The 24,595-nt window shown below is 56.8% G+C and carries 19 protein-coding genes; 11 read left to right on the top strand and 8 right to left on the bottom strand.

Annotation, left to right across the window (positions count from 1 at the left end):
• Positions 1-162 precede the first annotated feature (162 nt).
• The gene (locus AB4Y89_RS09640) at positions 163-1,074 is read left to right on the top strand and encodes an NADP-dependent oxidoreductase (protein ID WP_442300710.1); all 912 of its coding nucleotides are present in this window, start codon (positions 163-165) and stop codon (positions 1,072-1,074) included.
• 150 nt (positions 1,075-1,224) lie between these two features.
• Here the strand turns inward: AB4Y89_RS09640 and AB4Y89_RS09635 are convergent, their stop codons facing one another.
• The 3 genes from AB4Y89_RS09635 to AB4Y89_RS09625 form a co-directional block, all read right to left on the bottom strand.
• On the bottom strand, positions 1,225-3,021 hold the full coding sequence (locus AB4Y89_RS09635; protein ID WP_442300709.1) for a TonB family protein: 1,797 nt from the start codon (positions 3,019-3,021) through the stop codon (positions 1,225-1,227).
• Entirely contained in the window at positions 3,018-3,404 is a 387-nt protein-coding gene (locus tag AB4Y89_RS09630; RefSeq protein WP_442300708.1) for a BlaI/MecI/CopY family transcriptional regulator, read from the bottom strand. The genes AB4Y89_RS09635 and AB4Y89_RS09630 overlap by 4 nt, the downstream gene beginning before the upstream one ends.
• A gap of 228 nt (positions 3,405-3,632) precedes the next feature.
• The gene (locus AB4Y89_RS09625) at positions 3,633-4,214 is read right to left on the bottom strand and encodes a TetR/AcrR family transcriptional regulator (RefSeq protein ID WP_442300707.1); all 582 of its coding nucleotides are present in this window, start codon (positions 4,212-4,214) and stop codon (positions 3,633-3,635) included.
• Positions 4,215-4,324: 110 nt separating this feature from the next.
• Between AB4Y89_RS09625 and AB4Y89_RS09620 the strand changes: the two genes are divergently transcribed.
• On the top strand, positions 4,325-5,305 hold the full coding sequence (locus AB4Y89_RS09620) for an SDR family NAD(P)-dependent oxidoreductase (protein WP_442300706.1): 981 nt from the start codon (positions 4,325-4,327) through the stop codon (positions 5,303-5,305).
• 67 nt (positions 5,306-5,372) lie between these two features.
• Here the strand turns inward: AB4Y89_RS09620 and AB4Y89_RS09615 are convergent, their stop codons facing one another.
• The 3 genes from AB4Y89_RS09615 to AB4Y89_RS09605 all read right to left on the bottom strand — a co-directional run bounded on the left by AB4Y89_RS09615 (position 5,373) and on the right by AB4Y89_RS09605 (position 12,368).
• Positions 5,373-7,475, bottom strand: coding sequence for a TIM-barrel domain-containing protein (locus tag AB4Y89_RS09615; RefSeq protein WP_442300705.1), 2,103 nt, complete (start codon positions 7,473-7,475; stop codon positions 5,373-5,375).
• Positions 7,476-7,546: 71 nt separating this feature from the next.
• Entirely contained in the window at positions 7,547-8,545 is a 999-nt protein-coding gene (locus AB4Y89_RS09610) for a family 43 glycosylhydrolase (RefSeq protein ID WP_442300704.1), read from the bottom strand.
• 139 nt (positions 8,546-8,684) lie between these two features.
• Positions 8,685-12,368 (bottom strand): carboxypeptidase regulatory-like domain-containing protein, encoded by a 3,684-nt coding sequence (locus AB4Y89_RS09605; protein WP_442300703.1) that lies wholly within the window; start codon positions 12,366-12,368, stop codon positions 8,685-8,687.
• 209 nt (positions 12,369-12,577) lie between these two features.
• On the opposite strand from AB4Y89_RS09605, the gene AB4Y89_RS09600 reads away from it, so the two are divergent.
• On the top strand, positions 12,578-13,891 hold the full coding sequence (locus AB4Y89_RS09600; RefSeq protein WP_442300702.1) for a hypothetical protein: 1,314 nt from the start codon (positions 12,578-12,580) through the stop codon (positions 13,889-13,891).
• A gap of 142 nt (positions 13,892-14,033) precedes the next feature.
• Here the strand turns inward: AB4Y89_RS09600 and AB4Y89_RS09595 are convergent, their stop codons facing one another.
• Positions 14,034-14,561, bottom strand: coding sequence for a hypothetical protein (locus tag AB4Y89_RS09595; protein ID WP_442300701.1), 528 nt, complete (start codon positions 14,559-14,561; stop codon positions 14,034-14,036).
• Positions 14,562-14,931: 370 nt separating this feature from the next.
• On the opposite strand from AB4Y89_RS09595, the gene AB4Y89_RS09590 reads away from it, so the two are divergent.
• The 7 genes from AB4Y89_RS09590 to AB4Y89_RS09560 all read left to right on the top strand — a co-directional run bounded on the left by AB4Y89_RS09590 (position 14,932) and on the right by AB4Y89_RS09560 (position 22,832).
• On the top strand, positions 14,932-16,647 hold the full coding sequence (locus tag AB4Y89_RS09590) for a type II and III secretion system protein (protein ID WP_442300700.1): 1,716 nt from the start codon (positions 14,932-14,934) through the stop codon (positions 16,645-16,647).
• A gap of 6 nt (positions 16,648-16,653) precedes the next feature.
• Positions 16,654-18,078: a type II secretion system protein GspD gene (locus AB4Y89_RS09585; RefSeq protein WP_442300699.1), complete on the top strand. Its 1,425-nt coding sequence runs from the start codon at positions 16,654-16,656 to the stop codon at positions 18,076-18,078.
• A gap of 205 nt (positions 18,079-18,283) precedes the next feature.
• A complete protein-coding gene (locus AB4Y89_RS09580; RefSeq protein WP_442300698.1) occupies positions 18,284-18,991 on the top strand; it encodes an RNA polymerase sigma factor in 708 nt (235 codons plus the stop codon).
• Complete coding sequence (locus AB4Y89_RS09575) at positions 18,963-19,604, top strand: hypothetical protein (RefSeq protein WP_442300697.1); 642 nt, start codon at positions 18,963-18,965, stop codon at positions 19,602-19,604. Before AB4Y89_RS09580 ends, AB4Y89_RS09575 begins: the two co-directional genes overlap by 29 nt.
• 1 nt (position 19,605) lies before the next feature.
• Positions 19,606-20,556, top strand: a complete 951-nt coding sequence (locus AB4Y89_RS09570) for a hypothetical protein (protein WP_442300696.1) — start codon at positions 19,606-19,608, stop codon at positions 20,554-20,556.
• Positions 20,557-20,724: 168 nt separating this feature from the next.
• Complete coding sequence (locus tag AB4Y89_RS09565; RefSeq protein WP_442300695.1) at positions 20,725-21,249, top strand: DUF1579 family protein; 525 nt, start codon at positions 20,725-20,727, stop codon at positions 21,247-21,249.
• 152 nt (positions 21,250-21,401) lie between these two features.
• On the top strand, positions 21,402-22,832 hold the full coding sequence (locus AB4Y89_RS09560; protein ID WP_442300694.1) for a neutral/alkaline non-lysosomal ceramidase N-terminal domain-containing protein: 1,431 nt from the start codon (positions 21,402-21,404) through the stop codon (positions 22,830-22,832).
• On the opposite strand, the gene dinB is transcribed toward AB4Y89_RS09560, so the two are convergent.
• On the bottom strand, positions 22,833-23,939 hold the full coding sequence (dinB, locus tag AB4Y89_RS09555) for a DNA polymerase IV (RefSeq protein WP_442300693.1): 1,107 nt from the start codon (positions 23,937-23,939) through the stop codon (positions 22,833-22,835).
• A 166-nt stretch (positions 23,940-24,105) separates the two neighbouring features.
• Here dinB and AB4Y89_RS09550 point away from each other — a divergent pair, with 166 nt between their 5' ends.
• On the top strand, positions 24,106-24,561 hold the full coding sequence (locus AB4Y89_RS09550) for a low affinity iron permease family protein (protein ID WP_442300692.1): 456 nt from the start codon (positions 24,106-24,108) through the stop codon (positions 24,559-24,561).
• The last annotated feature ends 34 nt before the right edge of the window (positions 24,562-24,595 follow it).

The following is a 24,595-nucleotide window of genomic DNA, read 5'->3' as shown; positions in this document are numbered from 1 at the left end:
TTTTCCCCGTAGGGGTAGAGTAGGGCTTCCGCATCGATGGGCGTTTTCCGCAATGAAAACGCCGCTGCACCCCTTTTCGGGCTACCCGGCAACAGGGAAAATGCTCTATATCTTTGGCACTTGTACGACAACATCGATTCGATCGAAAGGAGAACAGCCGACATGCAGGCAGTATGCATTCATAAGTATGGCGGTCCCGAGGAACTTGTTCTGGAGGAAGTTCCTGATCCGGTGCCCGGAGAAGGCGAGATTCTGGTTCGACTGCTCGCCACCAGCGTCAATCCAATCGACTACAAGATGCGAAGCGGTGCAGCAAAAGAGCGTTTCCCGCTGGAGTTCCCTGCCATTCTGGGGCGAGATCTCAGTGGAATCGTCGAGTCGACTGGACCGGGAGTGACACAGTTCGAACCCGGCCAGAAGGTGCTGGCGATAGCCTGGCACACCTATGCCGAGTTGGTCATCGTTAAGGCAAATGATGTGACTCACCTGCCCGATGGAGTCGACCCGGTTGCGGCAGCGGCGTTGCCGTTAGTCTCACTCACCGGAGACCAGTTGGTCCGTCGTGCGGCAAAGATTCATGCCGGAAAAACAGTGCTCGTCACCGGCGCCCTTGGCAGTGTTGGACGCGCCGCGATTCACTCTGCCCGGAAGGCAGGAGCAACCGTTCTTGCAGGCGTGCGCAAGGTTCAGATCGAAGCGGCTCTGGGATTGAACGCAAACGGTGTCGTCGCTCTCGATGATGAAAACGCACTCAGGAACCTGCCGCCGCTCGATGCAGTGGCCGACACCATTGGCGGAGACGTCGCCACAAAGCTGATCGCAAAGATAAAAAGTGGCGGGATGTACGGCAGTGTCGTCGGTCCGCCGAAAAATGCGCAACAGTTTCCAGCCATTACCGTCAATGCCATGATGGCCGTTCCCGATCCATCCAAGGTACGGGAGTTCGCTGACGACGTTCGAGATGGGAAGTTTCGACTTCCTATCCGTACCGAACTGCCACTCACCGAGACAGCCGAAGCACATCGCATGGCCGAGCATGGAGGCGGCTCTCAAGGAAAAATTCTGCTCTTTTAGACTAACTGGCGGTAGAAGAAAAGGGGACGGCACAAGCCGTCCCGAAGCCAAGAGGATTTCTAAGCATTTTCCCTGGTACCGGGTATTCCGGAAGAGGCGTGAAGCGGCGTTTCCATTGCGAAAAACGCCCACACCTACAAGGAAAATACTCTAGTAGGATCGGAAGTCCACTGCCACCCTCAGCTCGGCTACCGTTGGAAGGCCGTACCTTGTTGCCGGCTGAAACTTGTATTTGCGGACCGCTTCGATTGCCTTCTCGTCAAAGCCATGCCCGACGGGGCTTAGCACGGCTACATCCCGCGGACTACCTTTTTCGTCGATGGTGAGACTCACGATCACTTCCCCAGCGGTCTTCGTATCGCGCGCCTCGGAAGGATATTCCGGCGCCGGCCCCCAGAGCAGTACCGGCATAGTGCATCCTGAGCTCTGGCTTGTGCACGGAGCAACGGCTGAGGATCCATCTCCCATCGAGTAGGTAACACTGATCGTCGTGGTGACTTCCATTGGCTGACCGTTGAGCAGATAGGGCTTGTACTTCCACTGCTGCACTGCTTCAATCGCGCTGTTTCTTAGCTCCGTAGGGCCGCTGACCACTTGCAGAGACATGACGTCACCGGTCTTTCCGATGATCGCACTCAACACAACGGTGCCCTGAATCCGCGCATGCCTGGCATCTTCGGGATACTTGGGATTTACCTTTGTAATGATTTGCCCGGCCATAATTCCCGCTGAGACGGTAATCGGTTTCTTCTTTTCCTGTTCCTTCTGATCAGCCACAGCGAGCATCGATAAGTCAGCGGTAGGAAGCAGCGGCTGTGCGGGCTGAGCGACCTTTGCAACCATCAGATCGCTGCTCTCTTTGGAGGCAGTGTCGATGACAGAATGCACACCGGTGATGGCGTGGATCATGTTCAGCCGATCGACTGCCGTGGGTGAGTGCTGAGCTTGTGCGCTGCTGAAGCAGACACCCGCTACAACAAACGCGAGTGCGAGCACAGAGAGTGCGGCAAAGGGTTGAACAGCAGGCGGGTTGTTTTGGTTGAGCAGACGGCGGATACGCATCGTGAGAGAGCCTCCGTTGGCACTGAGTGTGATTGCAGGTGAATTGGAGCGCTGTGCTGCAAGCTGAAAGAGCGCGTGTGCATAGAGGACCGGATCGCCGGTCCAGGAGACCGCAAGATCGTCGCAGCAGAGCTCACGCTCTTTGCGGATGTGGTGCGAGATCCACCAGACGGCCGGATGATAGAAAAGCAGCGATTCAGCAATGGATTGCAGGATTCCGACCAGATAGTCGTGACGGCGAATATGCGCCAGCTCATGCGCAAAAATCGCCTCCACCTGCAGCTGAGAGAGACCGGCCAGCGCCCCCACCGGAATCAGGACGACGGGACGTAGCCAACCCACGACTGCCGGCGCCTGCACCGCGACCGAACGAAGTAGCCCGACGGAACGATCGATGCCGATACGTTCGCGGAGAGCAAGAAATAGATGCGTCTCTTCCGTGGATGCCGGCATCGTCCCGGTCAGCCTCAGACGTCTCGCTGCGGCAAGTCCCAGGCTCAGACGAGCGAGACAGAGCGCAAAGCCGAGGCTCCACACCATGACAACTGCCGGCAACGAATGATCAAGCGCCTGTTCGAGCTCATCCAACCGCGATGGGGTAACCTGGATCAGATCCTCCGGCGCGCCTCCGAACAATCCATTTGCATTTATGACGGCATGCCGCAGGCGACCCGCGTCATTCACAGCGACGCGTTCGAATGTAAACGCAAGCGTGACAAGATTCAGTGCGAGCGCCGCGCAGCAAACACCATAACGAAGCTGCGGGGAATGCTTCGAGAGCAACGCGAGGACACAGGCCAACAGAAGCGCGATCAGCGTTCCCTGCCAGCAGAAATGAAGCAGCGTCCATCCGAAGACATGAGCAAGATATTGGCCGGTAGTCATTTCGATCCCCTTTCAAAGTCGTCGAGGATGCGCCGGATCTCAGCGAGTTCCTTCGCGGAGACCGGCTTGGAAGAGAGAGCACCCAGCACCAGGTGAGAAGCCGAGCCTTCAAAGGCACGGTTCAGCAGATTGCCCGCAAGCCGCTGTTGCGTCTCCTGCTTAGGCAGGCGCGCCTCGTACACGTGGGAACGGAAACGTTCGCTGCGGGTGAGCAATCCCTTTGCAGCCATCACCTGCATCTGTTTCAGCACCGTGGTGTAGCCGGTATCACGCCCAAGAGCAGCATGGACTTCACGAACTGTAGAAGGACCGGCGTTCCAGAGAACATTCAGAATCTCGAGCTCGGCCTCTGTGGGCAACGGCAGTAGAGCATTCTTCTTCATAGCCAGAAGACTAGTACGACGATTATCGTATGTCAACGATATTTATCGTAATTACGGCAAATAGTTTTCCTGCCATTGAAATTTGTGGGCCTGATTTTTGTTGTAAATCGATGATCTGGAGCAATTCTCCTAATACCGTAGCGTTGGATAAATCTGCGAATGCCGTTTTCTTCGAAGGAAACAGCGCAAACAGTCAAAGCTTCGCTCTACACCTTTAGGAGAAATGCTCTAGGGCCGCACACCGCGAATAAGAATGTCCACCATGCGCCTGGCGCTCGCCGTCCAGTCCACGTCCGGAGCCACGCTGCTCACTCCGTAGACTGCACGGAGCAGATCCATAGGATCCGTATTCGGTAATACATCGCCGCTCTCTACGGCCCGCTGGACCAGCGTGTTGATCGCTCCCGTTAAAACACCTGTCGTGTTTTCATAGAGCCGCGACGGCCCTCCGACAATTGTTTCAAGAGCGGGCGCAATGATCTTCTTTGCCGCGATGTAATCGACAAAGAGCAGCAGCCACTCCCGCAGCGCGTCGATTGGCCGCATCGATGCCGAGAACCGAGCTTGTGCCTCACCCAGCTTTTCCACTTCCGAACGGTAGACCGCGGCCAACAGATCATCACGAGTCGGAAAGTGACGATAGAGCGTCCCCGGCCCCACTTCAGCTTGCTTGGCAATCTCATCCAGACTGGCATTGGCCCCGCTGCGCGTAAACGCCTTCTTCGCAACTGCAAGAATTCGCTCGCGATTCCGCAGTGCATCGGCGCGCGGTTTACGGGCAACAGGAGGTGAGGATTTTCTGGCCATCATTTTTTGTAACCGGAGAGAGTCTCCGGTAATCCTATCTTCCGAGCGGAGACACTCTCCGTTTTACTCTCCGGGGCATTCCGGGTCAAAAGGTTCTATGCGGAGGAAGCAATATGGCAGCACAGTTTGGATACACAACCACCACCGATGAGGTTCTCGCCGGTATCAACCTGAAGGGCAAACGGATTCTTGTCACCGGCGTCTCCGCTGGACTTGGTGTCGAAACGGCTCGCGCTCTCGCGGCGCATGGAGCGGATGTCGTCGGAGCCGCGCGTGACCTGCAAAAGGCGAAGCGTGCCACCGCAGAGGTCACCAAAGCGGCTGAGGCCGGCGGCGGTAGCTTTGAGTTGATTGAGCTGGACCTTGCCAGCCTTAAGAGCGTCCGTGCAGCCGCGGATAAGCTGGTCGCCGCAGGCAAGCCTTTCGATGTGATCATCGCGAACGCAGGCGTAATGGCAACTCCCTTGAGCAAAACCGAAGACGGATTCGAGACACAGTTCGGCACCAACCATCTTGGCCACTTTGTCTTCATCAACCGCATTGCATCGCTCATCAAGGATGGAGGCCGTTTGGTGAACCTTGCCTCCTCCGGTCATCGTTTCTCCAATATCGATTTGAACGATCCTAACTTCGAGACCACGCCGTATGAACCCTTCGTTGCCTATGGACGTTCGAAGACGGCGAACATTCTGTTCGCTATGGAGTTCGACCGCCGCCATCGCGGACGCGGCGTACGAGCGGCCGCGGTGCATCCTGGCGGAATCATGACTGAGCTGGCGCGTCACATGGATCCCGGAGCCATCGAAAAGATGGTTGACGCGATCAATGAGCAGCTCGCCAACGAAGGCAAGAGCGGCTTCGAGTTCAAGACCATTCCGCAGGGCTCCTCAACGTCTGTCTGGGCAGCTGTGGTCGCCGGCAGCGACGAGGTCGGCGGTCAGTACTGCGAGAACTGCCACGTAGGCCACATCGTTGCCGATGACGTAGTCATCAGCGCCATCAGTGAAGGCGTTCGTGGCTATGCTCTCGATCCCGCGAGTGCGGCAGCACTCTGGAAGAAGAGTGAGGAGATGGTCGGCGAGACCTTCGCATAAGTCCACCCGGTAAATGACAAACGCGGAGCCATATGGCTCCGCGTTGTATTTCTACCAATCACTGTATTCAGCCCAGATGTTGCCAGTGGTGAACGCGATAGTCGGTCTCTCCAGCAACTGCGCCCCGTCCTCCAGACCACCGCATCTCCGCGCCGGCATCGCCTTCGAACTTGAAGCTCAGCGATCCGTTACCGTACACACGCGCCGTTAAACGCCTGGACTCCGGCGCGGCTGTATGGGCTCCCACATCGGCCCAGGGAACAATGCTGCCGGCCTTCACATACACAGGAATCTTTTCGGCAGCTCGATCAACTGTAACTGTCGCGCCGCCCTTGATCAGCTCTCCTGTCCAGAAGTCATGCCAGTCGCTCCCGCTGGGGAAAACAACTTCCCTCTTTGCCTCTCCGGCGAACAACGGAGCCACCATCATGCGGTCACCGATCATGTATTGATCGTCCACCTTCGCCAGGCGGGCATCATTCGGCCAGTCCATCACCAGTGCGCGGAAGGGAGGCGTTCCATCGGCGGCATAGCGATGAAATGCGCTCTTCAGATACGGGACCAGGCTCATGCGCCAGCCAACAATCTCGCGGCAACGCGATTCGGTTGCTTCCCAGTTGGCCATATCCTGCCCGGCGTTATTCAACTTGCGATTCAGTTGGCGCCACGGCGGACTCTTGATGTACCAACCATTCACAAGTGCCAGCGGCGAGAAGACGACGCTTTGCAGGCGTCGCAGTAAATCCTCTTCGCTGGCGGCATCGCGCACCTCCGGGCACCATAGCAAACCGCTAAAGCCGGAGTTCGCCAAGCCGCGAATGAAGTCGCGATGGTTATACAGATCGCTATACAGAACAAAGGGATAAGGCGCAGCCAGGGCGCCGCTGGAACGTACCAGACCGTAGGTCTTCAGATTCCGCTTACGATACTCATCCCAGATGGTGTATTGGTAGCGAAGCCCAAACACGCTGTGCATCTGCTCGCCGTCGAGTCCAGAGGGAAAACGGCTGAGCTCAGGGAACGACCAGCCTCCGGTGTAGTCGGAGTTGTCGCATTCGTCCAGCTTGAAGCCACTGACACCTGCATCGACAAAAGTCTTGCCATGGTATTCGCCAAAGACGCGCCTTGCCGCAGGATCCGCAAAGTCCGGCGTCAGACCTCCCCAAACGCCATAGTCTCCCGACAGTGACTTCATTGCAGGAAACACGGGCGATGCCGGATGGACGAAAGCGTGCTCCCAGAGATTGACACGGCAGTTCAATGCCTTCATCTCTGACAGAAATGCTGTCGGCTCAGGAAACCGCTGCCCCTCCCACGCAAAAGTGCAGGAGTACGAGTGACTCTGCCAGCCCGGCTCCAACCCGAAGACATCGCAAGGAATCTTGCGGTCACGGAACTCCTTCATGAGTGACACGACTCTCTGCGATGTCGCCCGCGCATCTGCCCGATACCAGAACCCCAACCCCCACTCCGGCGGCACAAAGCCTCCGCCCGAAAAGACGTTATAGCGGCGAACAGCATCGAGCATGCGCGGCCCGGCGAAGAGATAGACATCAATACCGGAGGCATTCGGGATCTCCACCGTAACCTGCCCCTGATCGTCCGTCTTAATGTTGTGTGTGTAATTCGGATCAGGATTGACGTTGCTGACGTTCGTTGCCGGCTCCTCCGGCTTGGGCCGTGCGTTCCCGACAAAGAAGGTGGCGTAACGAGCGGTATCAACCAGAATGCCTACGCCCTTGGTCGTGACGTAAAACGGTACCGGAGCGTGGGAGTCTCCCGAATCAAATCTGGGATCGGCATTCACTCGGATGGTCTTCTTCTTTCCACGTTGATCGAAGGAAAGAAGCTGCAGCCCTAGACCGAAGACAAGTTCATTGGGCCGGAGCGGCAACTGAACGACTGTTCCCCGGATAGAAGTGGCGCCTGAGATAGAAGGAAGTGGAGATTCGGCCACACGAGGCAGGCGATCAAATCCGCCGGTCTGCGGATCCACCAACCGGCCTGAGACCGGGGTGTAGGACTCCGGAGTTCCGACGCGTGCTCTCCATACGCCCGGGTGAACCTCGGTCCAGTCCGCAAATTGCCGTAATGACTGCTCGTTCTCCTGAGCAGACAATACTCCTGGCGCTGAGGCTACAGCGCTCGTCATCAGGAGACGTTTCGCCAAGCTTCTTCTCGTAATCCGATTCGATGACATCGACCTTCCTTCGTATGTTGTGGTGCAGGCAAACTTCGCTGTTATGGAAGAAGCGCAGCTACGCCGCTTTTAACGTCAAGAGTCCAGGGCTTCGGTTCAGGAAGCTTCATACTTCCTGAGCCAATCTCAAGCGGCATCCAAATATAGCGGCTGTCTGTCAGCGCAGACGGCTTCCAGCGGTCTCCGATATAGATCACGGTTGTAGTTTTCGTCCCAGTAACTCTGACCAACATGCTCGACTGCGAGTTATAGGTATTCACTTCCGGCGGAGCAACATCCTTGAACTCACTCCATGGCCCCGCCAGTGACTTGGACGTGGCATAGACATTGGGGTTTGGCTTCCAGCCGGTGAGATGCGAGCCAAGAACGTAGTACAGCCCCTTGTAATGCACAATCGCCCCGCCTTCGAGCGGAGCCTGAATGAAGCTGACCTGCTTTTCGACCGACAGATAGTCGTTTGAGAGTTTGGCGATAAAGAAGCCGTGCGTCGGACGCGATTCGAAGATCAGGTACGCAGCGCCATCATCATCGATAAACTGGCCGATATCGCGGCTCTCCTGATCGAGAGGACGAAAGCTCTTCACATACTTGTAGTCGCCATCTACGGTGTCGCTCACCGCGACGGCCACGCGTGCAAGCTTGTAGCCAGAAGCATCCAGGTGGGCGTACATGACAAACTTCTTCGTCTGCTTGTTGTAGAAGACCTTCGGCCGCTCCAGAATCCAGTTGGTCAGATTCTCAGGATTGCTCAGCTTCAGCACCTGGTTGCGAAACTTCCAATGCACCAGGTCCGTGGATGAGTAGCAGGAGACATAACGTTTATCGGGATCATTCGTCGGAGTGCGGTCTTCCCCAAACCAGAAATAGGTATCCTTCACCTTCAGGATTCCACCACCGTGCGCTTCGATCGAACGCCCACGATCGTCGAGCCATACCTCTCCCGGCCGAATCACCTTCTCCTGAGCGCTGCATGACTGCTGCAGCATCACGCCTCCACAGACGCTATAAACCAACGTGAGCAGCCACCTCGACCTCTTCATCTTCCAAAACCCTTTCCGCGAACCATGAATGCGTAAGATCTGCCCGAGCACACTCAGCGAAGCAGTCGCAGCAATTCTGCTGGCAGCGGGATTCCTGCGTCAAAGGAGGCGCGTTCGTAAATAACGCGCCTCCCTGCCTCTACCAGCGGACAGTACCGGACAACTGGACCTGCCGTGGTTGATTGCCCTGCCCTGTCGGTCCCTTCAACAGGGCGCCGAAGTTAACATCATTCGTGGTTTGATAGCCGTTAGTCCAGGTAGCGTGATTGAGCGCGTTGAAAGCATCGACCTTGAAGATGAGGGTGTAGCTCTCCCACATCTTGAAGCTCTTGCTAAGGTTGGCGTCAAACTCCGACGTGTTGCCAAGCCGGATACCGAAGGATGTGATCTGCTGCACCGGCGCATAGAGTGCCTTGTAGACAAAGTTCGCCTGCTGGCAGCCGTAAGCAATCGCTGATGCACGAAGAACGATGGCTCCGGTGGTTGCATTGCGGTCACCCACGCATGGCGCGGCGCCGCGGATCACCTGAGGCCCCGAACCAGATACAGTGCGCGCCATCTTGATCGGGCTCAGGCCGAAGGGAGTCTCCAGGCAGCCTGTCGATCCACCCAGACCAGCGTGCTGTCCACCGCCGCATTGCGGCTGCCATGGTCTGCCGGTCTCAAAGAGGAAGAGCCCGCCGACCTTCCATCCACCAATCAGCGCATCCACCAGACGGTTTGTCTGGCCGAGGAAGGATTGTCCTCTTCCAACCGGTAGCTGGTAGACACCCGTGAACGTGATGCGATGATTCAGATCGTTCTGATCCTGAATCCTCGCATTGATGCGATAGGTGTAGTCGAGCCATCCATTGTTATCCATGATTCTGGAATAGGCATAGCTCGCCGTTGAGGTAAGGCTGTGGGCAAAGCGATGGGTTTCGGAGACCTGGAACGAGTTCAACCATAGGCCATTATGGTTCTGGGCTCCGTTTTGAAAGACGGCCGTATATTGCGGGAAGGCTTGCTTGAAGACTCCGCTCTGCACGGTGGACGCGGTGTAAAAGTTCGTTCCCTGAAATCCATTGACACCCTTGAAAGGATTCGCTGTACCCGCAGTAGTGCAGAGAGCGGGATTGCCACCGATCTCCGCATTGCACTGCGCATACCAGCTCGCCGGTACAACGTTGATGTCATCACCTGTCGGTCCTTTGGTAAAGGACTTCCCTTCGTAGCTGACATCAAGGATGTCTCCTCGGCTCAACTGCCGCTGAATGCCAAGAGAGTAGTTCCAGGTCTCGCCAAAGCGTGTATCAGGATTGTAGTAACTGACGCTCGAGCCAAGACCGGCAAGGTACCCCAGCGATGCTCCGGGGGCAGAGACATAGCCACCGGGGAACGGCGTATCGATCGTTGACGTCGGCGTTGTGTAGAGAGTCGTTGGCGAAGCGACGAGCGGCGTGGTCGCGCTGAATCCAGTCTGCGAGCCAGTGTATGCAGCCCAGTTGAAGGTGCCTCCAATGCCGCCCTTGATCACGGTCTTTTGATTCAGGCTGTATGAGAAGCCGAAGCGCGGCTCAAACAGATACCACGCCCGTGGGATCTGGGTCCGCGGAACTCCGTTCACGCCGGAGAAGGTAAGTCCGCCCGTGTAGACACTTCCCGCCGTCGCGCTGATGGGATTCACGACCGTTGAGTTGAAGGTGTTGGTATAGCGATTGTGCCGGTCGACGGCTTGCGTCGGAAAGTCATAACGCAGGCCAAGATTGAGAGTCAGGTTCTGTTTGACTTTGTAGTTGTCCTGGAAAAAGACGCCCCAATAGTGAAACGAACGGAACTCCTGTGCCGGTTGAACCAAGCCTCCGTTGGTATTGCCCACGGATGCCGCAAGATATCCATGGTCCAACATAAACGATGCGATCGAAAGCCCTGAGGCAGCATCCGCGGTATTCGCATTGCTTGCCTGGGTCCACTGTTGGTTAGAGGTAAGAGTAAGGCCGCCGGCTGCCTGTTTCGTTGAGATCTGGTACTCGCGGTTGTCCAGGCCGATGTGGATATCGTGCGGACCATGAACCAGCGTGATGGACGGCAGAATGCTGAGCTGATTGTGAACGGCGATCGAGGTTTGCGCAGAACCCATCTGCGCAAACCCGCTGAGGGCGACCTGTGGGAAGAACCCAAGGAGGCTCTGCTGCGTTACACCCGCAGATACATTGGGAAGGCCAAGAGAACTGGTATTGAAGGGAATGGACGCCTTATTCTCCGCCTCATCCATATTGACGCTTGCCTTGAAGTTGAAGACGGCATGCGCGCTGAAGGTATGAACCCAGTCGGCAAAGAAGGTCTGGAACTTCTGCCCGCTCGGGAACTGGCCATAGACCGCCGGATTGTCCGGAGCAAAGCCGTTTGAGTTGGTTGTCTGGAACTGGTTCCACCACCCCCACCGGGCCGACACACGATCGTTCGGACTGAGATTGTGATCGAGCTTAATCATGAAGTTCCGGTAGATGCTCGGAACTGATCCGTTGAAGTAGTAATTGTTCTGCCAGGGAGCCGAGCCTGCCGGCGCAGCAATATTAGGTGCGGGGAAGTACTTAAGGATATTGAGAGCCGCCGCATTCACGCGCGACACGGGAATGGAATAGCTGTTTGGCGCGCCCTCGCTGAGAAACGACTTACGCGCCGCGGCATTCGGAGATGCGGGATCGTAGAGCGTAATAGCCGCTCCATTTCCCTGCACCAGACCATTGAACTGGTAATAGCCATTGATCGGCGTAAACCATGACGCTCCGCCGAAGACTCCGGGAACCGAGGTCGTAATCGGATTTGGTGTCAGATTGCGGAAGTTCTCAAACGCAATCGTGAAGAAGGTTCTGTCTATGCCGTTATAGAGCAGGGGAATACGGACCGGACCGTCGAGCTCAAAACCGTATTGGTTGCTCTTGTGGCTTCCCCGCGGTCTTCCGAAGTAGTTGTTCTGGTAGCTGTTCGCATCCAGCCCTGTGCTCTTGTAGTACTCGTACACGGTTCCGTGCAGGGTATTGGTTCCGCTCTTCAGATGCACGTCGAGATTGCCCGCGGTGGCGAACCCGACCGCGCCCGCGTCATACGGCGTAGTATCGACCACCATCTCCTGAACGGTATCGACCAATGGAAGGTACGACATCGTCTGGAAGCCGGTGGACATGTTATTCACGCCGTCCATGTTGATCGACAGAGCCGAGCTGTTCACCACCAGGCCGCTGGTGATATTGCCATAGGGAAGCTGATTGTTGAGGCCATTCTTGCTGCCTACTCCTGGAACCGCGATGGTGCTGACCATTACGTTCCTGGCATTGAAGGGCAGATCGGAGACAGCCGTGCCTTCGACCACTGTCTGCCTATCCGCCGAGACCGTGTCGAGCGCCAGGGTATGAGCCGTTGTGGTGATGGACTCCATGGTCGCCCCAATCTTCAGTTCAAGATCAACCGAGCGAAGTTGTCCCACATTCAGAGTGACTCCGGTCTCAATAGCGGTGGTAAACCCCGGCCTTGCGGCCGAGACGGTGTAACGGCCGGGGGAGAGATAGGGGGCCACCCAATCTCCTGTTTTGGAGGTTTGTGTTGTCGTCACTACCCCCGTCTCTTCATTCGTAATCGTTACGGTCGCTTCGGGAACAACCGCGCCCGAGGGGTCGCTAACCCTCCCGAGAAGCCGCTGTAAGACCTGTGCCTGTAAGGAATCGATTGCTCCGGCAAACAGAAGGCAGAGTATACCGACTGCGAACGACCTGACTGCCAGATTCCAAACATATCGTTGATGACTTGCTATACGTGCTTTCACTGAAAGCCTCCTAATGCCCATCCGTCAGACAGAGGCATCTACTCGTCAAGCACCCTGTTCCTGAACGTCGCCGAGTCTCTTTTCCTGAAATCGGAGTGTCAACGTTTGGAACAGTTCAGCCGCCCGGAACGAGCGCATCATGAATCTCGTCAATGACTTGCGCGCCTTCAGAAAGAACGTTACGAGCACGTTACGAGCGTGATATGCTTGGTTTCCCAAACGAGAAGACAATGACTTCCTCTTTAGCGCAATCGTCAGCGCACGCGTCGCTCCCTTCCCGGGAACAGGTGGACGCGGCCCTGGATGAGCTGGCGAGAATTTTGACCAGTGACAGCTTTTCCAGCAGTAAACGGTGCAGAGATTTTCTTGAGTTTGTCGTCAAGCGAGCCCTTGCAGGAGATTCCGACGGCCTGACCGAACGGTTCCTCGGTGTGGAGCTCTTTGGCCGGGCAGTTGACTATGAGACCGCAACCGATTCCATCGTCCGGGTAAGAGCGAATGATGTCCGCCGGCGACTGGCGCAGTACTACTCCAGTCAGCGATCTGCGACGCCGGTTCGGATCGACCTGATGGCCGGAGGATACATTCCGGAGTTTCATTGGAAGCTTCAGGAGGCACCGGCCCAGCTCAACTCAGCCCTGCCCAGCCCGATCGATCATCCACCGGTCTCCGGCGTCCACGAAGACCAGCCGCATATCGCAACATCAGAAGAGTCGGTCGGTCAGCACGCGAAGGTGCCGGCACGCGCCGGGCTGTTCTGGGGGAGCGGCGCCGTTGCCCTTATCGCCGTAGCTGTCTGGATGACGCTTGCCCTTCGCCCCCATACGACCAACTTCGATCGTTTCTGGCAGCCCATTCTGGACGCACCGTCCTCGCCGGTCGTCAGCCTGCCGACGACCGATACATTTCAGTTCCAACCCAACACCATGCAGCAGTTCTCCCGGCTGAAACCGGGCGAGTCAGTAAGTCTTGGCCTGGCGGACGTTCAGATCTTTCACAACTGGCACGTCTCGTTACCGGTCCTTCAGGCAACACTGTCGGTTACGCTTGCGTTGGAACGGAAGGGCAAGACTCCCCTGGTTCGCCAGGGTACCGACCTGAAGATGGACGAGCTTCGCGGCCACCCGATCATTGCGATCGGCTCATTCTCCAATCCCTGGACCCAGCAGAATGTTGCTGGGCTGCGCTTTACCTTCGACCGCGGCGACTCTGACAGCGGGCCGCCGCGCATCCGGGACGCCTTCAACCCACAACGGTCATGGTCATTGCTCCGCACCTATCCGGAGCCGCAGGCGAAAGACTATGCCATCGTGACCCGGACCTTCGATCCGGTAACGCATGAACCCTTCCTGTCCCTTGCCGGACTGCACAGCTTCGGCAATCAGATCGCGGGAGAATTTGTCTCGCAGGAGTCGTCCTGGAATGAAGTGGCCGCGCGGGCGCCCGCCGGCTGGGAGAAGAAGAATCTGCAAGTGGTCCTGGAGACCAATCTGGTAGGAACAACGACCAGCTCTCCCAAAATTGTGGATGTTTATTTCTGGTAGGGCGACGACTGAAATCTTTTCCCCAGAACAGTGAAAAAGCCCCTCATCGCGAGGGGCTCTTTCTTAACCATTGCTGGGCTTCGTCGGGGGCTCGCCACCGTCTGAACCATCATCTTCGCTCAGCGCGGCCACTTCAGTTACGCTAAACACTGCCTCGGTCGGCTCCTGCGTAAAACCCGTCTCCGTCGTTTCCTTCAACTCTTCCGGCATTCACTTTCTCCTTGGGATAGAGCCATAGGATGGCAATCCCCGAGCAGATTATGACAGCAAAGTTCGTCCATTGCTGCACTTGATACAAGAAACTTTTCGCAACCTCCTGCGGCACATCGCTGACAATCGAAGGCAGATACTTGATCAGCGCATATCCGCCATTCATGTAAGCCAGCAGCTTCTTCAACCGGGACGGACGTTGAATCTCCTCATTCAGTAGATATACGCAGAGCACAATCTCACTAGCCTGGGTAAAGTGCTGCTTCCACCAGAACAGCTCTTCGTAGGAAGCTTGTGAAACCCGGGGAGAGTAATAGGCCCAGATGAACACCAGCGCCAGCAGCGCAAACAGAGCCTGCATGCCGGAGTAAAAACGCAGCTCCTTATATACCTTAGTAACAAGGCAGATGGCACACAGCACGATAAGGCTGGCGGTCGTACAGAACCACAATGGATTCATATCTGAAGTGTCATGCCACTGCGCTGTAAATGGCAAGCGTATTTCGAAGAATTGGCGAAGACGTCATCATTGCAGTGAAGTTACTACTGATGCAATGCCGGCCGCCTCACCAAGACTCGCATCCCCCCATGTGGGAACGGCTCATCGTATCCATGCAGCAGTAACCGATCCAGCATTCATCTTGCTAACGTCATTCGTTCCTGTTGCGTCTACCGATTACATCGCAAATATGCCGGCGCCTATGTCGCCCGTGCGACATCGTTTGACCTTGCCTGTAAGCCTGCATTCCCTAATGCTTCTCCCACAAAAAGGCTGAGATTATCCGGAAGTTTTCTCGCTTCCGCACAAATACCCGTGGGGGTGTTTCGCTGTGCCGCTGAACCGAACTTATACTCTTCCCTTTCTGGCCATGACCTTGCTATGCCTGTTGCCCGTATCAGGATGGGCAGAACCTTCGGCGCGTTCTCTATACAAGCAAGGACAGGCTGCAGAGGCCCGGCAGCAATATGAAGAGGCTTTCCTCGCATATCGCACAGCCCTGCAGAAGTCGCCCACCGATCTTCGCTACCGCACTGCCTGCGAGCGCGTACGGCTGCTATCGTCGGCCGTTCATTTGAAAAGGGGCAATGAATACAGGCAGGCAGGTAAGACCACCGATGCCCTGGCGGAGTACCTTCGCGCCTCCTCTGTCGATCCATCCAATGCAGCTGTCCAGCAGGCGATCGCCGGGCTTGCCGGTATCATCCCTCCTCAACCCGAGAAGAGTGATCTGCCGCAATCCCCTGAGACCAACCGTAAGGTTGCGGCCATGGCAAAACCGGTCGAGCTGAAAACGCTCTCAGACGATGCCATCACGCTGCACATGATCGAAGACACCAAGGTGATCTATCAGGCCATCGGCAAAACCGCGGGAGTCAATGTGTTGTTCGATCCTGACCTCATCACCAAACGGGTCGCCGTCGACATCACGAAGATCCCGCTCGCGGATGCGCTGCAGGTCATCGGCACGCTCACCGGAACATTCTGGAGGCCGATCACCCCAAACACCATCTTTGTTGTAGCCGATACCCGCGCGAAGCGAACCAGCCTGGAGACACAGGCGCTGCAGACCTTCTATCTCGCCAACACCACGCAACAGAGCGATGCCAATGAACTCATTACGGCCCTGCGGAATGTGATGGACCAGAGTGTACGAACCTTCCTTGTCCCCAGCCAGAACGCAATCGTCATGCGGGGTACGCCTGACCAGCTTCTCCTGGCCCAGAAGGTGATTGACGATCTGGACCGGGCACATGCGGAGGTAGTGATCGATGTGGCCGTGATGACCGTAAGCAAAGACAAAGTGCGCAACCTTGGTCTGCAGCTCCCGCAAAGCATCGCGGCTGCACTGCAAAGCACCAGCAGCGACTCCGATGCCAAATTCAACCTGAACGACCTGGCGCATCTGAACGCGAAGAACATTCAGCTTACGGTCGGTTCCGCCGCGGCGCAGGTTCTGATGACCGATAGCGAGACCCGTATTCTGCAGAACCCGAGACTGCGGGCGACCGACGGCCAGAAATCCACGCTCAAGATCGGCTCAAGAATTCCCGTCGCCACTGGTTCTTACAGCACTCCTACGGCAGCCAGCTCTGCTGCCGTGCAGACGCAGTTCACCTATATCGATGTGGGCGTCACTATGGAGATGCAGCCGGTGATTCACTACAACGGCGATGTAACGCTGAAGGTAAAGGTAGAGATCAGCGCGAAGACCGGTGAAACAACTATTAGCGGCGTCACCGAGCCAATCATCAGCCAACAGGCGGTCGATGAGGTCATCCGCCTGAAAGAGGGAGAGAGCAACCTGATCGGAGGTCTTCTTGAAGACCAGAACAACAAGGATGTCAGTGGAACACCCGGCCTGGGAGAGGTCCCCCTCATCAAATATCTCTTCAGTACCCAGAAACAGACGCTGGAACATGACGAGATCGTTTTTCTCATCACACCGCACCTCGTCCGTACCATGCAGGTCGATCCTGCAAGTCTCAAGCAGGTGGATATCGGGACGGGCGAGTCGATCCAGCTACGGAAATCGCACACGGAATAAATGACGATGTGGCTCTGCATACACCATCGCCCGGGCGGACGGATGGGAGTCTTCTCTGCATTGATCGCGAGCTGCATCGTGGCCTGCGGTGCACAGGAATCCGCGCCATCGTATGAGCTGAAATCAGCGATCGAACTTAAACCTTCGGGGAAACACTGCTCATTTCACACGAGAACCGATACGCAGACACTCATTCGCCAGGTGCTTGGTGCATACGATCTGGAGGCGTCGATCGAYGTTACCGTGCCGCAACGGCAGGTATCGCTGCAGATCGACGATGCCTCACTGCAACAGGCACTCGAAGCCCTGGAACTTGTTACCGGAACCTTTGCCATTCCCTGGGAGGCAACGCAGGCTCACTTTTATGAAGACACGGTAGAAAACCGCAGGCGATATGAGTATCTGCAGATGGGAACGATTCGCTTGCTCGGCATGTCTGCTGCCGAGATGAATGACATCGCGGGTCTGATGCGGTCCATCCTGGAGACCGGCTCCTATGCGCTGGAGGCAAATGCCAACAGCGTTACGATCCGCGCCCCACAGCGAGAGCTGCTTCCGCTGGATGCGCTTCTTCATGAGCTGCTGAACGGACGCAGCGTCATTCTGCTGGATGTTGAGCTCTATGAGCTCGACAAGAGCAAAACCCGCAACATCGGCCTGACTTTGCCGGGATCGACCAATCTCTTTCATGTGGCTACGGAGATCAGCCAGATTCTCTCGGCGAACGCCGATGCCGTTAAACAGATCGTTGCCAGCGGCCTCGCTGATGCAAGCGACTACAAAAAAATCGTCGCGATTCTCATCGCCTCGGGCCTGGTAAAGGACAGTGTCTTCAATAGCCCTTTTGTTGTCTTTGGAGGAGGCCTGACGGAGTTGGGGCTCAATATCGGCGACGTCGCCGCGGACCTTGCCCTCAACTCGTCGGAGGCCCGCTCTCTTAAACAAATGCAGCTTCGCCTTCTGGATCAGGAGCAAGGAAGCATCCGCATTGGATCGCGATATCCCATCCTCATCGCAAAGACCTCCAACGTTGGCTCCTCCTCTTCAGGTTCAACCGTTCCACAGTTTCAATACCAGGATCTCGGCGTCACCCTGAAGGTCACTCCTCGCATCAACGAATCGGAACATATCGCCCTGAATCTGGATCTCACCGTCGCAGCTCTTACCGGAACAGGCATCGGCGATCTGCCGATACTCTCGAACCGGCAGTACATCGGCGAAGCGGTGCTGCGTTCCGGGCAAAGTGTCCTGCTGGTAAGCCTGCTTGAGAAGCAGGCTTCAGCGGCATTGACAGGTTTGCCGCTCAATGCCGAACCCCATCGGAATGCCGAACATGACGTCATGGAGATCATCCTGATGGTGACACCGCATATCGTGCGCATGGCGCACGACAAATCTGCGGGTACCGTCTTTCTTCTCCCAACCCACTGATTCTCAGCCGGCTTACAGCCTTTCCCTGTTGCTGGGTATCCCGGAAAGGGCGTGCAGTGGCGTTTTCATTGCGGAAAACGCCCATAGATGCAGAAGCCCCACATCACACCCGCAGGGAAAAATACTCCAGCGCCCCCTGAAAAATATCCGCTTTCTGTGGAAGCTTGCGCGCCGTCCGTCCAATACGTTACGAGGGACAAAGCAAGTGCGCTGGTTTGAAGCTCCAGCTAAAGCGACATCGTCAGTCCGTAAAAGCGGCCCTGACAAAGACCTTGCACTCCGCCTGAAGCGGAGAGACAAGGACTCGTTTCTTGAGCTGTATGACCGTTACGGCAGAACTGTATACCGCTATCTAATGCATATGACGGGTTCCATCTCGGCGGCGGAAGAGCTTACGCAGGAGGTCTTCATCGTGATTCTGGATGCAATGGCCACCCCCGAGCCGATGCGTTCCTTCGATTCCGCCAAAGGGACCCTGGAAGGCTATCTGCTCGGTATCGCGCGTAATCTTGCCAAGCAGGAGCATCGCAGAAACCTGCGGCTGCTTTCGCTGGACGAGATGCAGGGGAAGATGGACTGGAGCAGACTGTTCAACAAGATCCAGCAGACCTCAGGGTCCTGGGAGTATCTTGCGGCGCTGACAACACAAACCGAGATCAAGCTGCTCCATCGCTTCATTCTCGAGCTGCCGGAACACTACCGTACCGTCGTCGTTCTCTGCGCACTGCAGGAGAAGAGCTATCGCGATGTTGCGGCAATGCTGCAGTGCTCCGAAGGCACCGTAGCCTCCCGGTTGAACCGCGCCAAGGTTCTGCTCACTGCGAAGCTAACCGCCGGTGATCGAAGCAGGAAGAATCATCGCAAACTCAGGGAAGGAGGTCTCCATGCCAAAGCATCCGTTGCGAATGGCTGACAAACGCCTCTCTCATACCGACGAGTTGCTGCGCCTGTTGCGAGAGGCCTCTCCGCAAGAGCCCTCTCCCCATATCCGCGAACAACTGGAGGCTATGGGATCCCTGCAATTCGACAGCACACCATTCCTCCGTTGGCGGCAGGCTCTCCAGCATCATTGGCTGTGGGCGCTTCCGGTCGCCGCGCTTGCGATTGTAGTGGTCGTCATGTTCTTACCAACCCGTCCTCAAATTGCTGCGTTGGATCTGCAGGCGCCACCGGGAGTGCCGCCGTCGCTTGGCTCTAACTCGTATCCTTCCCACCCTCGGGTCCCTGAAACCTCTGTCCCGGTAGCCAGCACAAAGAAGACCACGCACGTGCCGCATGCGGCACCCAAACCAAAGCCGATGGACAGGCTTACTGTCTCTCTGCCCTACTCCAATCCGGATATCTCGACCGGCACCTCCACCGTCGTCCGCGTAGCCATGCCGCAGATGCAACTGGCGGCATTGGGCCTGCCCCTGCCTGCAGTAGCCGCGGACTCCAGGATCATCGCAGACGTCACGCTCGGCGATGATGGATTGCCGAAATCAATCAGCTTGCCCCTTCCACTTCAGGTTGTAAAGGAGAACTGACATGAAGCACGCCGCAACCCTCCGTTATGCCGTCGCACTCCCCTTCGCCGTGTCCCTCTGCGCCTTCGCACAAACGCAGGTTGCCCACTCCATCCATTGCGAGCCTGCGGATGATTCCAGCGGGCCGTGCACGGTAGCGGCTGCGGGCATGCCCGCCGAGGTCGGCATTCTCTCTGTCGGGGGACCGATGCGGGTGCAGGGGCATGCGGAGGTGGTGACTGGGCGCCCCTATACCGCGCAGGCAGTCACCGAGCTCAAGCAGACCCTTGGCAATGGCGCGCACATTACGCAGAAGAGCGAGGCATCCGTCGGCCGCGACAGCAAAGGACGCACCTTTCGCGTCCAGACGATGAATTCCATCGGTCCATGGACCTCCATCGGCGGACCAGCTTCAGCAGGTGGACAGAATGAAACGGCGCCGACGCTGACGACGATCTTTGATCCTGTAAACAAAACCCATATCGACTACACCGACAATCCAAAGCGAGCCCATATCATTCCCCTCGGCGGAATGGGCGGTCCGGTTTTTACGGCATCCGTTGCGGGAGGCGGTCCCAACATCGCCTACGTTACCGGAGAACCGGCCGTTGGCGCTGTGGGCTTCTCAACACAAACCCGAGTGCTGACCGCTCCTGGCACTCCCGCGAAGGAACCCGAGGCAGAACAACTGGGAGAGCGCCAGATCGACGGCTTCAAGGCTGTAGGCAAAAGAACGCGCGTCGTCATCCCGGCTAACTCCATCGGCAATGACTCTCCCATCGAGATCACCCATGAGACCTGGTACTCACCGGATCTCAAACTGATTCTCGAAAGCACTCAAAACGATCCTCGGTTCGGCGAAACAAAGTATGCCCTGGTGAAGATCTCAGCCACAGAGCCCAGTGAAAAGCTCTTCCAGGTTCCCGCCGGCTACACGGTCGAAGACATCCCGGAGCCGCCTCCCTTGCGATAGAGCATTTTCTCTGTAAGTGTGGTGTAGGGCTTCCGCATCTAGGGGCGTTTTCCGCAATGAAAACGCCCCTGCACGCCCCTTCCGGGATACCAAGCAACAGGGAAAATGCTTTAGAGTATTTCACAATGTCAGGAGCAATTTGGTAGGTTGTTGGCCGGAACCGCTCTCATGATGACGCCACAATCGCAGCCAGCAGTGCAGGACGCAGCCACGCAAGGCACCTCTTCCGAACACGACTTCGATTTCCTGATCGGAAGCTGGAAGGTACAACACCGCAAGCTGGTACACCGGCTTGCCAACGATGACACCTGGCAGGTCTTCTCCGGAACCTGCGTGATGCAGTCTCTTCTTTCCGGGCATGCCAACGTCGACGAGAATGTGATGCACGTGCCCGGTGCTCCCTACAAGGCTGTGACTCTGCGATCCTTCGATCCGAAAAAGAAGACATGGAGCATATGGTGGCTCGACGACCGTAATCCAGGACACCTGGATGTTCCGGTCGTGGGCAGCTTTCAGAACGGCGTCGGAACGTTTTTTGCGAACGACGCCTTCGAGGGCCGGCCGATTGTCATCCGCTTCCGCTGGTTTGACATCTCTGAGAACTCCGCAAAATGGCAACAGGCATTCTCCGAGGACGGCGGCGAGACCTGGGAGACAAACTGGTTCATGGAGTTTCACAGAGCTCAGCAGTAGCAACGGGCGGAGAGATGCCGGTTGTGTAACGTCCTCCCCGTGCTATAGCCTTCTCGCGTCCGGAATCATTCCTGTCAGTACGGATCGGCCTCGGTCTGCCGGGTCTATAAGTGTCGCTGTACGTTTCACCTGAGAACCAGATTGGAGAAGGGATGCCGTCCAGAAGCCAAGCTGCGCAGAAGCTGCTCCTCCTTGGAGCAATAGCGATTCCTTGTGTTTCAACCATCGCGGGCATGGCTCAGGCGCAGCCACATACGCTGCGTGCCGGCGCCGCCGTGGCAGACATCACGCCGAAGCCCGGCGAGCTGCTTTTCAAGAGCGACATCATCCGCGACCCTCTCTTTGCCCGCGCCATCATGGTCACATCCGGCAACAGTTGCGCCGTGCTGGTTGGCATCGATCAGATCAACATGCGCAAAGACGTCTACGATGCTTCCCTGCCGCAGATCGTCTCGATCACGGGATGCCCAAAGCAGAACATCCTCATCGCGGCCACTCACACCCATAGCGGGTCTACCAGTCTCTCCGGTGGATCGCCCTCGCCCGAGATCGTCACCGCAGGTATCGTCAAAGCCGTAACCGAAGCAAAGTTAAAGCTCGCTCCCGCTACGGTCGGCTATGCCCGCTCCACCGTTGATCTGAACATCAATCGCGATCTCTTCAACAGCAAGCTGGAATGGCGGCAGGAACCGAATCCGCAGGGCGTCTCCGATAAAACGCTCTCCGTCATTGAGTTCATCGGGCCCGACTACATCCCCATCGGCGTGTACATGAACTACGGGATGCATCCCATCAACTTCTATCTCTCCGGCGTCGTCAGCGCCGACTTTCCCGGCGAAGCTTCACGCGCCATCGAAGAACACTTCGACCATAAAACCGTTGCGATCTTTACCCAGGGAACCTCGGGCGATCAGAACCCGCTGCTGCGTGAAACCCAGCTCACCGCCTTCCGCCGAGACAACGCTCCGGGAACCGAGACCATCGGTGCACCTCCGCCGCCTCCGGCCCCGACACCCAACTTCAATCAGGCAAACGCCGTTGCGAATCTCAAAGCAGTTCCTGATCAGAATGTGTCGGCGTACCGCAAAGCAGTTGCCCGCACCGGAGCCAATGTCACCATGATGGGAGTTCTGCTCGCCGAGAAGACTCTCTATTTGATGCGGCACGAGATCAAGCCTGTCCCGGAGGCCCGCCTCTGGGGCGGTCAACAACTCATCTCCTGCCCAGGCCGCGACCGCACCGATATCGACAACCCCGTCCGCGAAAATGCCATGCCACCTTATAAAGACGGACCAGACGTCAGCATGACGGTAAGCCTGCTCCGCATCGGCGATATCTATATCACCGGAGTGGACGGCGAGGTTTACACCAACATCGGCCTCAAGCTGAAAGAGACCGCTCCGGTCAACAATCTCATCGTCTCCACACTGACCAACGGCAGGGCAAACTCCGGCTATATCTATTCGGACGATGCCTACAGCCATCTCTCCTTCCAGGTGATCGACTCCCGTCTCAAACCCGGCTGCGCCGAGAACAAGATTGTTCAGACAGCACTCGACCTGATGAAACAGGCAACCGAATAGTTACTCCTCGATCCCGGAGAACAGAGGAGACTCCACTTCCATCATTTCGTCCTGAAAGTTGCTGAGACCTACTCCAACCAGGCGATAGAGCTGTTGTGGCGGGAGCGCGACACGTTCGCATAATCGCAGTGCGATGCTCGTCACCTCTTCGCACGATGCCGGAGGTATCTGCGAGGTCAGGCTCCGGGTCAGAGTGTTGAACTCTTTGGTCTTCAGCTTCAAGACGACGGTCTTTGCCCCACGCACATTTTCCCGCGAGGCAATCCACACCTTCTCTGCCAGCCTGCGAATGTGCGCGTCGCACTCCGCCAGAGGAACATCGTCCGGAAAGGTGTCTTCAGCAGAGATCTGCTTGCGGACCCGGTTCGGCATGACAGGGTTGTGATCGATACCGCGAGAGAGCTCATACAGGCGCGCACCCCAGCGGCCGAAGTACGCCTCCAGCGTCGCGATCTCCATCGCATGAACGTCGCCGACGGTCTTCACTCCAAGCTCCGTCATCCGCGCCTCCGTCACTTTGCCTACGCCGGGAATTCGCCCGATCGGCAGTGAAAGCAGAAATGCCTGGACCTCATGCGGTTGAATCACGAAGAGTCCATCGGGCTTCTTCCAGTCGGAGGCAATCTTCGCCAGGAACTTATTCGGAGCAACCCCGGCTGAGGCCGTCAGATTCAGTTCTTCACGAATCTGACGCCGGATCGTTTTCGCCACCAATGTCGCTGTCGGCAGCCCCATCTTGTTCACCGTCACATCGAGATAGGCTTCATCCAGCGACAAGGGTTCAATCAGGTCGGTGTGACGCTGAAAAATCTCGCGCACCGCCGTCGAGACGGCCTTATAGCGAGTGAAGTCCGGCGGGATGAAGACCGCCTCCGGGCACAGACGCTCCGCATGCACCGCAGCCATCGCCGATCGCACACCGAATCGCCGCGCCTCATACGAAGCCGCGCACACTACCGACCGCTTGCCCTTCCACGCCACGACAACAGGCCGTCCACGTAATGAAGGATCGTCCCTCTGCTCCACCGAGGCATAGAACGCATCCATATCGACGTGCACGATCTTGCGCGTTCCCAGGGCCTCGATCGCGGATAAGTTCTCCGGCATCTCCGCTATTGTGACATTTTCGCCTTCTATTCGCTACTGACATCCTCAGTTTGAAGATCGAGGAGCTTGACGGCCGACAGTCGTGACGTCCTGTCAGTACCACCGCCAGCCAACCCGTACATACGTCTCTCACGTCTTTGCTTGTAGCTTTTGGTGGGAGCAGTGCATGTCGGTAGATCAGACAGTTCAAAAGGTAAACGCTGCCGTTCGCGAATCGACGAATGTTAAACCTTCAGCAACCGGCGATGCCTTTGGGCAGTTCTCGGCGAAGGCATCCGCTTGGGTGGGATCGAAATGGGCCTTTTTGGCGGCGGTACTCGTGATTGCCGGTTGGGCGGCCACCGGTCCCCTCTTCCACTACTCCGACACCTGGCAGCTCGTCATCAATACCGGCACAACGATCGTCACCTTCATCATGGTTTTCCTGATTCAAAATACACAGAATCGCGACGCGAGAGCCATCAATCTCAAGCTCGATGAATTGATCCATTCCATCGACAAAGCCGAAAACGAGATGATGGATATTGAATCACTCAGCGATGACGAGCTGAGTGAACTGCATAAGCGGTACGAGACGATTCGCGCCGAATGCATGACCCGCGCTCAACGGGCAAAATCATAAAAATGAGTGCAGCGGACTGCCCATGAAGGCCGTC

It is taken from the genome of Terriglobus sp. 2YAB30_2 (assembly GCF_052114765.1).
Taxonomy (GTDB): domain Bacteria; phylum Acidobacteriota; class Terriglobia; order Terriglobales; family Acidobacteriaceae; genus Terriglobus.
The sequence above is the reverse complement of the archived record's forward strand: the minus strand, read 5'-3'. Positions and strand labels throughout refer to the sequence as shown.

What these genes read in the sequence shown, in the direction of transcription:
- AB4Y89_RS09605 (WP_442300703.1), bottom strand. Translation starts at nt 12,368, where the DNA reads ATGGGCATTAGGAGGCTTTCAGTGAAAGCACGTATAGCAAGTCATCAA.
- AB4Y89_RS09560 (WP_442300694.1), top strand. Translation starts at nt 21,402, where the DNA reads ATGCCGTCCAGAAGCCAAGCTGCGCAGAAGCTGCTCCTCCTTGGAGCA.
- AB4Y89_RS09630 (WP_442300708.1), bottom strand. Translation starts at nt 3,404, where the DNA reads ATGAAGAAGAATGCTCTACTGCCGTTGCCCACAGAGGCCGAGCTCGAG.
- AB4Y89_RS09620 (WP_442300706.1), top strand. Translation starts at nt 4,325, where the DNA reads ATGGCAGCACAGTTTGGATACACAACCACCACCGATGAGGTTCTCGCC.
- AB4Y89_RS09640 (WP_442300710.1), top strand. Translation starts at nt 163, where the DNA reads ATGCAGGCAGTATGCATTCATAAGTATGGCGGTCCCGAGGAACTTGTT.
- AB4Y89_RS09600 (WP_442300702.1), top strand. Translation starts at nt 12,578, where the DNA reads ATGACTTCCTCTTTAGCGCAATCGTCAGCGCACGCGTCGCTCCCTTCC.
- AB4Y89_RS09610 (WP_442300704.1), bottom strand. Translation starts at nt 8,545, where the DNA reads ATGAAGAGGTCGAGGTGGCTGCTCACGTTGGTTTATAGCGTCTGTGGA.
- dinB (WP_442300693.1), bottom strand. Translation starts at nt 23,939, where the DNA reads ATGCCGGAGAACTTATCCGCGATCGAGGCCCTGGGAACGCGCAAGATC.
- AB4Y89_RS09550 (WP_442300692.1), top strand. Translation starts at nt 24,106, where the DNA reads ATGTCGGTAGATCAGACAGTTCAAAAGGTAAACGCTGCCGTTCGCGAA.
- AB4Y89_RS09565 (WP_442300695.1), top strand. Translation starts at nt 20,725, where the DNA reads ATGATGACGCCACAATCGCAGCCAGCAGTGCAGGACGCAGCCACGCAA.
- AB4Y89_RS09575 (WP_442300697.1), top strand. Translation starts at nt 18,963, where the DNA reads ATGCCAAAGCATCCGTTGCGAATGGCTGACAAACGCCTCTCTCATACC.
- AB4Y89_RS09635 (WP_442300709.1), bottom strand. Translation starts at nt 3,021, where the DNA reads ATGACTACCGGCCAATATCTTGCTCATGTCTTCGGATGGACGCTGCTT.
- AB4Y89_RS09595 (WP_442300701.1), bottom strand. Translation starts at nt 14,561, where the DNA reads ATGAATCCATTGTGGTTCTGTACGACCGCCAGCCTTATCGTGCTGTGT.
- AB4Y89_RS09570 (WP_442300696.1), top strand. Translation starts at nt 19,606, where the DNA reads ATGAAGCACGCCGCAACCCTCCGTTATGCCGTCGCACTCCCCTTCGCC.
- AB4Y89_RS09625 (WP_442300707.1), bottom strand. Translation starts at nt 4,214, where the DNA reads ATGATGGCCAGAAAATCCTCACCTCCTGTTGCCCGTAAACCGCGCGCC.